At 41.0% G+C, this 9000-nt stretch carries 7 protein-coding genes and 1 pseudogene; 7 read left to right on the top strand and 1 reads right to left on the bottom strand.

The features are described from left to right. A partial coding sequence (locus tag IEV91_RS02970; RefSeq protein WP_188495908.1) for a hypothetical protein occupies positions 1–239 on the top strand: 239 nt, incomplete at its 5' end. A gap of 87 nt (positions 240–326) precedes the next feature. On the opposite strand, the gene cax is transcribed toward IEV91_RS02970, so the two are convergent. Continuing rightward, positions 327–1382 carry a calcium/proton exchanger gene (gene cax / locus IEV91_RS02965; protein WP_188495907.1) on the bottom strand — a complete coding sequence of 352 codons (1056 nt, stop codon included), beginning with the start codon at positions 1380–1382 and terminating at the stop codon, positions 327–329. Between the two features lie 522 nt (positions 1383–1904). Here cax and IEV91_RS02960 point away from each other — a divergent pair. From IEV91_RS02960 to whiA, 6 genes and pseudogenes are all read left to right on the top strand, one after another. Continuing rightward, positions 1905–3407: a tetratricopeptide repeat protein gene (locus tag IEV91_RS02960; RefSeq protein WP_188495906.1), complete on the top strand. Its 1503-nt coding sequence runs from the start codon at positions 1905–1907 to the stop codon at positions 3405–3407. Positions 3408–4146: 739 nt separating this feature from the next. After that, on the top strand, positions 4147–5091 hold the full coding sequence (gene trxB / locus IEV91_RS02955) for a thioredoxin-disulfide reductase (protein ID WP_188495905.1): 945 nt from the start codon (positions 4147–4149) through the stop codon (positions 5089–5091). A gap of 415 nt (positions 5092–5506) precedes the next feature. Then, complete coding sequence (locus IEV91_RS02950) at positions 5507–5974, top strand: 8-oxo-dGTP diphosphatase (protein ID WP_229745372.1); 468 nt, start codon at positions 5507–5509, stop codon at positions 5972–5974. A gap of 121 nt (positions 5975–6095) precedes the next feature. After that, positions 6096–6995, top strand: a pseudogene (rapZ, locus tag IEV91_RS02945) (RNase adapter RapZ). Continuing rightward, on the top strand, positions 6979–7938 hold the full coding sequence (gene mgfK / locus IEV91_RS02940; RefSeq protein WP_373284389.1) for a gluconeogenesis morphogenetic factor MgfK: 960 nt from the start codon (positions 6979–6981) through the stop codon (positions 7936–7938). Before rapZ ends, mgfK begins: the two are co-directional and overlap by 17 nt. 26 nt (positions 7939–7964) lie before the next feature. Then, positions 7965–8918 carry a DNA-binding protein WhiA gene (gene whiA / locus IEV91_RS02935; RefSeq protein WP_188495902.1) on the top strand — a complete coding sequence of 318 codons (954 nt, stop codon included), beginning with the start codon at positions 7965–7967 and terminating at the stop codon, positions 8916–8918. Positions 8919–9000: the final 82 nt, after the last annotated feature.

Below are 9000 nucleotides of genomic sequence, written 5' to 3'. Positions count from 1 at the left end.
GCCCTTCTGATGCCCTTTTTCTAGATTTTAATGAAAAACGGTCACCAAGACGCCATGGTGATGCCCGTTTTCCAGATTTTAATGAAAAACGGTCACCAAGACGCCATGGTGATGCCCGTTTTCTAGATTTTAATAAAAAACGGTCACCAAGGCGCCTTTCTGATGCCCCGTTTCCTGTAGTGTCTAGAATAACTGAGTGGAAGACCTTACGTACAACTAACTTAGGCTGCCGCCATTAAAACTTGGCGACAGCCTATAATGCATGAAGACACATATCTGTACATCAGGCGGTACTTAATAAAGCGGGCTCACCTGGAATTTCTACATTATAGAAGGTAGAATCCAAAGCCCATAATCACATAAGCGGCCAAGAGCATGGCGCCTTCAAACCAGTTTGTATCTCCATCAGTTGTTGTGCTCATTGTTAATAATGTCGCAAGGGCCATCGCGGTTAATTCTTTAAGTGGGAAGACTAATGGCATAAAGGAGGCAAAGGCCCATGACATTAAGACAAGAACCGGTGCAACAAACATGGAAATTTGCAGCGTGGAGCCGATAGCGATCTCAATTGCAACGTTCATTCGGTTTTTATAGGCCATTAAGATAGCTGAAGCGTGTTCAGCTGCATTCCCGACGATTGCAACGATAATGACACCAATAAAGGTCTCTGTCCAACCAAAGGATTCACCAACAGGTTTGATGGTATCAACGAGATGCTCGCTTATGTATGCCACAATTAAGGTCACAACAGCGAGTATAATAATGGCTTTTAGGCTACCCCATTCCGCCTTTTCGTCCGTATGGCCCACGTCATCATCCGATGTTTTGTAAATCCCACGGTGGGTAACTAAACGGAACAAAAGTGAAAACAAGTAAATCAAGATGAGCACGATGGCAATGACAGTACTGAGTAATTGCACACGATGTTCAGCCATATTGAGTGAAAAAATATAAGGAAAGATGAACGCCACAATAATAGCAAACATCATAATACCTGTATTATGTCTGGCATCATGAACATTAAAATTTTGCCGTTTGTAGCGCATGCCTCCGACCATTATCGAAAGGCCACCAACGAGAAGTAAATTCCCAATCACCGAACCTGTAATCGAGGCCATGACGACAGAAAAAAGGCCTTCTTTAAGAGCAAAGAAAGAAATAATCAATTCGACGGCATTGCCGAAAGTCGCATTTAATAAACCACCAATACTTGGTCCAGTCACAATAGCGATGCTCTCTGTTGCTCTCCCCATAAAACTGGCTAATCCAATAATAGTCAGGCAATAGATGGCAAACATTAGGATGTCTGGCCATTGTAAGAAGCTTCCAAAAATGGAGAGCGGAACACCAATAATTGAAAGAATAAGAAAGAAGCGATTCATAACCTTATTTTCCCCTTTTTAGTCATTATGCTTAAAGTGTGTTTTCACAGTCGTATGTTTGACTGTCTTTTAAATAAACTTTTACTTATAGTATAGCCGATTGTCAGCGATAGAGCATGGTCTTTTAAGGTTATTTTATAAATGTCAAACGAAAAACCTTAAGAAAGCCCTTATAAGTGCAACAATGGCTTTCACCCTTAAATTTTCCAAAACCAAGTTTTCTAAGAGTTTGTGTCAAAAAGGATAACTATATCCTGATTTCCTTAGAATGCTCGCTCACAAATTAAAGCGCCAGACACACCTAAAGGGACTACCACTCCAATCAATAGACATGACACACAAAAGAAGATGCTACCCCATAAAAACAGCCCCTACTTACACAGTTGGAAGCGTTATCCACTTGTTTTCCAGAAAATGAAGGTCAAAAAGCTCGGTGTGGTTCCTTTCATTTTTTTACAGTCTTAGTCTCTTTACATTTATGTTATAATTGAGGAAGAGAAAAAATGGAATTCGGGGGAAACTATGAAATCAGAACACTCATCGAAGAAAAGTCAAGTGATCTCTTTTATACCGGATGGGGAGTATTATTTCCAAAAAGGAATCACGGCTTATCAAAAAGGTGAACTTAATAGAGCAAGAAAATTTGTGGGACGAGCAATTGCCTTTAATCCGACAGATAGTGAATATTTATGTCAACAAGCGGCGATATTAGCTGAATTAGAGGAGTTTGAAGCCTCTAACCAGTTATTAAAAAAGGTTGTTTATGAATTAGACGAAACAATGACGGAATGCTTTTTTTTCATTGCCAATAATTTAGCCCATATTGGTCGCTATGAAGAGGCGTTGCAAGAGGTCAAGCGTTATATTTCATATGAGCCCAAAGGCGGTTTTATAGAAGAAGCCCGGGAATTGTATAAGCTTCTTTTGACAGAATCAGAGGATCCTTTTTTTGAGGAAGAAAGTTATATTGTCGACCACGAGAAGGGAAGACAAGCATTAGAGCGCGGGGAATTTTGGGAAGCTATTGCTTATTTCAAGAAAGTGATTGCCAATCAACCTTCTTATTGGGCGGCCTATAATAATTTAGCAGTGGCCTATTATTCTCTTGGAAGGACCAAGCTGGCTTTTGAGGTGTTAGAAGAAGTCTTGGATCACGATCCAGGAAATATTCATGCTTTATGTAATCGATTGACATTTTACTATCAAATGGGTCAAAGCGATCGCGTTAATACCCTTTATCCCACCATAAAGAATATTTATCCTTTATATCCAGAACATCGGAGTAAGTTGGGAGCGACCTTTTTCTTTCTCGGTGATTATGAAATGGCCTATTATTGGCTGAAATCTGCAGAATCTGCAGGGGCATGGGATCAATCGTTTTATTATTGGCTTGCGCTTTCGGCCTTTCGTTTAGGTAAAGAGAAGGTTGCGCTTAAGGCTTGGGAACAAGTGGATTTCTTTAGTGACTCCTCCTTTCAACCTTTTGAATACGGCAAAATTCGTGATATGTTGGAGGCGGAGGATGCCAAAGATAATCCGCTCGTTCATTCCTTGCTGACACAGCAATTAAATGAGGGAGAGCCAGAACCAAAAGTCTTTTCCTTATTTCTCTTAAGCCATTTTAATACGGAAAAGTCTTTACACCTGTTAAAGAGCGTGAGTCGAAATCGAAAAGAACATCATGGGATTCGGAAGGTCGCTTCGGCTTTGATTGAGAAAGTACAACAGGGTGAGGCATCTCGCGATTACGGTCTGTTGATAATGACCATTCTTGAGGAGAAGATGGGGACAGGCTTGCCCCTTATTGATCAATATGGCCTTTATTATTTGTGGAAGCAAGTCTATGAAAGAGATGTAGACATCACTGATGTTCATGAAGCTACCATTTGGGCTGCTGGGTTAGAGTACTTATGGATAAAAAGGCAATCAAAGCCAGTGTCTCAATCGGAAATCGCTACAAAGTATGGTCTTTCACTTTATCGTGTCCGAAAAGTATTAGTACAATTGCAGAGAATACTAGATTAGTTTAGGAGTCCTAAAAGGGCTCCTTTTTGAAAGACTAAGAAGGTTTAAAATTTCTGGCCATCAGGACGGTGTGGATTTCCACTCTAGAACGCTCACTTTCCCCATGCCCAAACGATGCGGGTAGGATCGGCGTTCGACGCACCATCGGGGTCCCCAAAAAGTGTTCTTTACTTTGTGGGGTGGTAATCGGGGTCCCCAAAAAGTGTTCTTTACTTTGTGGGGTGGTATTGATGTGCTAGCTTCGGCGGTGTCACATGGACGTGACGCTTTTAGCCGATCGTCCTTATTGGCCTCAGCTCATTTTGGAATAGATTCCTTGTGTTCCAAAATGGATATTCGGACACGTGCTGTTCCCGAAGGACTCTAGTTTAGGCATCCGTGAGTCAGCGGCGCTGAGGAACACACTCTGTATAAGTGTTCCGAATCTCGCGCCTTCCATTCCGATCAACTGGGTTGCTGACGATGCCTTTTGGGTTTAAAATCTTATGCCGTGTTTTAATAAGGACCGGGCATGCTTTTCGCCAGGTTTTTCTTAATGAAAACTAAACCTACAGCCAGTCATTGGACTCCGGTAGAAACTGGCCCCTCTTTGTCTGAAGCATAACTATCCTAAGATTTAGAATCAATTGCTTGATGTTTGAGCGGTGTTTCTTTTATTATAAGGATAGAAATTGACAATGAGTGAATCCTAAGAATAACGAGCAATCCGTTTGAAATTTGGTTGAAAAGGATGATATAAATGGCAAGCACTGAAAAGGTTTATGATGTGATTATTGCAGGCGCAGGACCTGCAGGCATGACAGCAGCAGTTTATGCCTCGCGCGCCAATTTAGATACATTAATGATTGAACGAGGGATCCCGGGTGGCCAAATGGCGAATACTGAAGACGTAGAAAACTATCCAGGATATGAGAGCATTCTAGGGCCTGACTTATCTAATAAAATGTTCGACCATGCGAAAAAGTTCGGTGCTGAATATGCTTACGGTGATATCAAAGAAATCCGTGATGGGGAGGATTACAAAACCGTTGTCGCGGGGAATAAAGAGTATAAAGCATTAGCAGTGATTATTACAACAGGTGCCGAATATAAAAAATTAGGTGTTCCTGGTGAAGAAGAATTTAGTGGGCGCGGTGTTTCTTATTGTGCAGTATGTGATGGGGCCTTTTTCAAAGAGAGAGAGCTCGTCGTTGTTGGTGGCGGTGACTCTGCTGTAGAAGAAGGGGTTTATTTAACACGCTTTGCATCCAAAGTGACCATTGTGCATCGCAGAGATAAGCTGCGCGCTCAAAAGATTTTGCAAGATAGAGCCTTTAATAATGAGAAGGTCGATTTTATTTGGAACCATACCGTCAAAGAAATTCATGGAGAAGGCGGAAAAGTGAACAAGCTTACACTTGTGAATACTCAAGATGGTTCTGAACAAGCATTTAAAGCAGATGGGGTTTTTATTTATATTGGGATGCTTCCACTTAATGATGCTGTCAAAGGATTAGGGATTACGAATGAGGAAGGGTATATTGTCACCAATGAACAAATGGAGACGAGTGTACCAGGCATTTATGCTGCTGGTGATATCCGTGAGAAGGAACTTCGTCAGATTGTCACAGCAACAGGTGACGGAGCCATTGCCGCACAAAGCGCTCAGGCCTATATTGAAGAAAAAAAGGAAGCCGTTAAATAACTTTTGAATGCCAAAATATATAAGGGGGAAAGGATGAGATTATAACGTCATTTCCTTTTAATTCGCCTGTAATACGTATGAAATAATGACGTTGTAGAATAGATAATAAGAAATTGACCCCCTTATATATATTTCTTGCACGGGCTCACAAAGCCCGTGTTCTTTTTTTGTGCGATCACAATTTTTAAGAGTAGGTGGCATTGCCCTCCGATCTAGAGGGTCTGCTTTCCAGATGCCCATAGGGCTAAGAAAAGTCATTCAAGTAAAGGCTTTGAATTAAAACGTTTTTCATCATTTAATTTTGTGACACGAAAAAAACAGTGTATACTTAAATTATAAGAATGTCGATAAGTAAGAGAGCGAGCAATAACATATTTTGATGACATACCTCTGAAGTTAGAGTGAAAGATTCGAGGTGAAGAGAATGCAAAGAGTGACAAATTGTTTATTACAGGAAGAGGATAAAATACTCCTCCTTCAAAAACCTTCGCGTCATTGGTGGGTGGCTCCTGGGGGGAAAATGGAATCGGGTGAATCTGTTAAGGACAGCGTTATTCGTGAATTTAGAGAAGAGACGGGCTTGTACTTAAAGGATCCCACTTTAAAAGGTGTTTTTACTTTTGTGATTAAAAATGGCAAAGACATAGAATCAGAATGGATGATGTTTACGTTCTTTGCAGACCACTATGACGGCCAAATTTTTGAAGAAAGTGCAGAAGGGCGCTTGTTGTGGCAACCTACCGAGGCGATAAAAGACTTACCGATGGCTGAGGGGGATCGCCACCTTTTGGATTATGTCCTTCATGGCCAAGGGATGATTTTTGGTACCTTTTATTATACGCCAGATTTTGAATTGTTGAGTTACCGGCTTGAGCCAAGTTGAAGAGGAGTCATTGGATCAGGTCATAACTTAAACCCCGTCAGTTGTTATGGCTCCTTGGAAATGGACAAGGCATTTGGGAAAGACATAGGGATTGTATTTAAAGTGGTCTTAGGAGGTGTGGATGGTGTCAAACCCATTAAAAATGATTATTATTACAGGAATGTCTGGTGCTGGAAAGACGGTGACGATGCAAAGTCTTGAGGACATTGGTTACTTTTGCATTGATAATTTACCGCCGACATTATTGCCGAAATTCTTAGAGATGATCACTGAATCAGGTAACAAGTTAAATAAATTGGCACTCGTCATGGACCTAAGAGGAAGGGAATTTTTTGACTCCCTTTTTGAGGCTGTTGATGCTTTGGCTGATAAGGAATCAATCCACCCACAAATTCTTTTTCTTGATTCAGATGATGAAACCTTAGTTCGACGCTATAAGGAAACCCGCCGTTCTCATCCCCTAGATCCTCATGGTACACCTCTTGAAGGGATTCAGGCAGAAAGACGACTTTTGGAAGAAATCAAAGGACATGCTCAATATTTCATTGATACAACAGGCTTAAAGCCCAAACAGCTGAAAGAAAAAATTCTTCAACTTTTTGCTGACGACCGAGACTCAGGGTTTAATGTCAATGTGGTTTCCTTTGGGTTTAAATATGGGATCCCTATCGATGCGGATTTAGTTTTCGATGTGCGTTTTTTACCGAATCCTTATTATGTGGAGTCGATGCGTGAACGGACAGGACTTGAAGCCGATGTTTCTGATTATGTTTTTAAATGGTCGGAAACAAAGCAGTTTTTGAACAAATTGACCGATCTTCTCAGCTTCATGCTTCCATAATATAAAAGGGAAGGGAAAAGTCAATTGGTGATTGCAATCGGTTGTACCGGGGGAAAACATCGATCGGTGGCTCTCACTGAGTATATTGCCGAGTATTACAAAGCAGAAGCAAATACAAAGATTTATCATAGAGATATAGAAAAAGGAAAAAATAAAAATTATGATAAAAAACTTACCTAAAGTTGTTGCAATTGGTGGAGGAACCGGCCTTTCCGTTTTGCTGAGAGGTTTGAAGAAGAAGCCCATAGATATTACAGCTATTGTCACAGTGGCGGACGATGGAGGGAGTTCCGGTCGTCTCCGACATGAATTACAAATTCCTCCCCCAGGGGATATTCGAAATGTGTTAGTGGCTTTATCAGAAACGGAACCGGTTTTTGAAAAGCTACTCCAACATCGGTTTACAAATGGAAATGGGTTAAGTGGACATTCCATTGGAAATTTGTTATTGGCTGCGATGGCCGACATAACAGGCGATTTTGTTCAAGGGATTCGTGAATTGAGTCATGTATTGAATGTTAAAGGGCGAGTCTTGCCGGCTGCCAATCAAAGCATTGTTTTAAATGCCGTTATGATTGATGGCACCATTGTGGAAGGCGAGTCCAACATTCCAAAGCATCAAGATAAGATTGATCATGTTTACCTGACGCCGAAAGATATTGCGCCATTACCAGACAGCATCCAAGCGATCCGAGAAGCCGATCTCATCGTCTTAGGTCCAGGCAGTTTATACACGAGTGTGCTTCCTAATCTACTGGTTCCTGAACTGGGAGAAGAGATTGCTAAGGCTTCAGCCCCAAAGATTTACGTCTGTAACGTTATGACACAAAAAGGGGAAACGGATCATTTTACAGCGAGTGACCATGTCCAAGTGCTTTTGGATTATATCCCTTTGTCTTCAATAGATTCAGTCATTGTCAATAAACGTCCTGTACCTAAGAAAGTTCTTAAGCGCTACGCCCTTGAAGGTGCCGAACCTGTCGTCTATGACAAAAAACGTTTAGAAGATTTTGGATTAAAGGTTATTAGTGACGATATTATAAAATATGATGATGATGTGATTCGACATAATGAGCACATCGTTGCAGATTGGATTATGAAGCTTTTGCCTAAAACTAGGTGATTCCTATATACAAAGGGGGTGGGAGGATGTCTTTTGCAGCTGAAACAAAGAAAGAGCTGACGCAACTGGATGCTAATGAATGCTGTGCCAAAGCAGAATTAGCCGCACTTATTCGTATGAATGGGACGATCTCAATTATCAATAAGCGATTAAGCCTTGATATGTCAACGGAGAACGCAGCAATTGCGCGAAGAGTCTATTCGTTAATAAAGTCTGTTTATCATTATGTAGCGGAAGTGCTCGTCCGTAAGAAGATGCGTTTGAAGAAGAATAACGTCTATATCGTTCGTTTAAATGAGCATGCTCAAGAGATGCTCGAAGATTTAAAGATAGTGAATGAAAGATTAATGTTCACTCGGGAGATTTCACCTGACATTATTCAAGATGAGTGTTGTGAGCGTGCTTACTTACGTGGGGCCTTTCTAGCTGGTGGTTCCTTAAATCACCCTGAATCCTCCTATCATCTTGAAATCTTCTCAAGTTATGAGGAGCATATTCGCTCGTTATTAGCATTGATGAATAAGTATGACCTCAAAGCCAAAGTGCTTCCAAGGAAAAATGGGTTTGTCCTTTATATTAAGGAAGGTGAGCGGATCTCAGAATTTCTGAGAATCATCGGTGCCCACCAGGCTCTGTTATATTTCGAGGATGTTCGCATCGTGAAAGACATGCGGAATTCCGTCAACCGGTTGGTCAATTGTGAAACGGCCAATCTTAATAAAACGGTCACTGCAGCCATGAAGCAAGTCGATAATATTCGTTTGATCGATAAAGAAATTGGTATTGATCAACTCCCTAAGAAGTTGCGGGAGATTGCCGAATTACGCATCAAGCATCCTGATGTCACGTTAAAAGAACTTGGGGAATTACATGGTGAAGCCATCAGCAAATCCGGGATTAATCACAGATTTCGTAAAATCGGCGCCATTGCTGATAAAATTCGTCAAGGTTCATTTGATAAAAGTGATATAAAATTATAGCCGTAGCGAGATCAATATCATTAAGGCAGTGTTGCTTTATCAAGGTCACGAATTTTAGGGTTTGAATAAAATAAATTCCGAC

The organism is Pullulanibacillus pueri (assembly GCF_014639255.1).
GTDB lineage: Bacteria > Bacillota > Bacilli > Bacillales > Sporolactobacillaceae > Pullulanibacillus > Pullulanibacillus pueri.
Note: the sequence above shows the minus strand (reverse complement) of the source record. Positions and strands in the feature narration are given on the sequence as shown.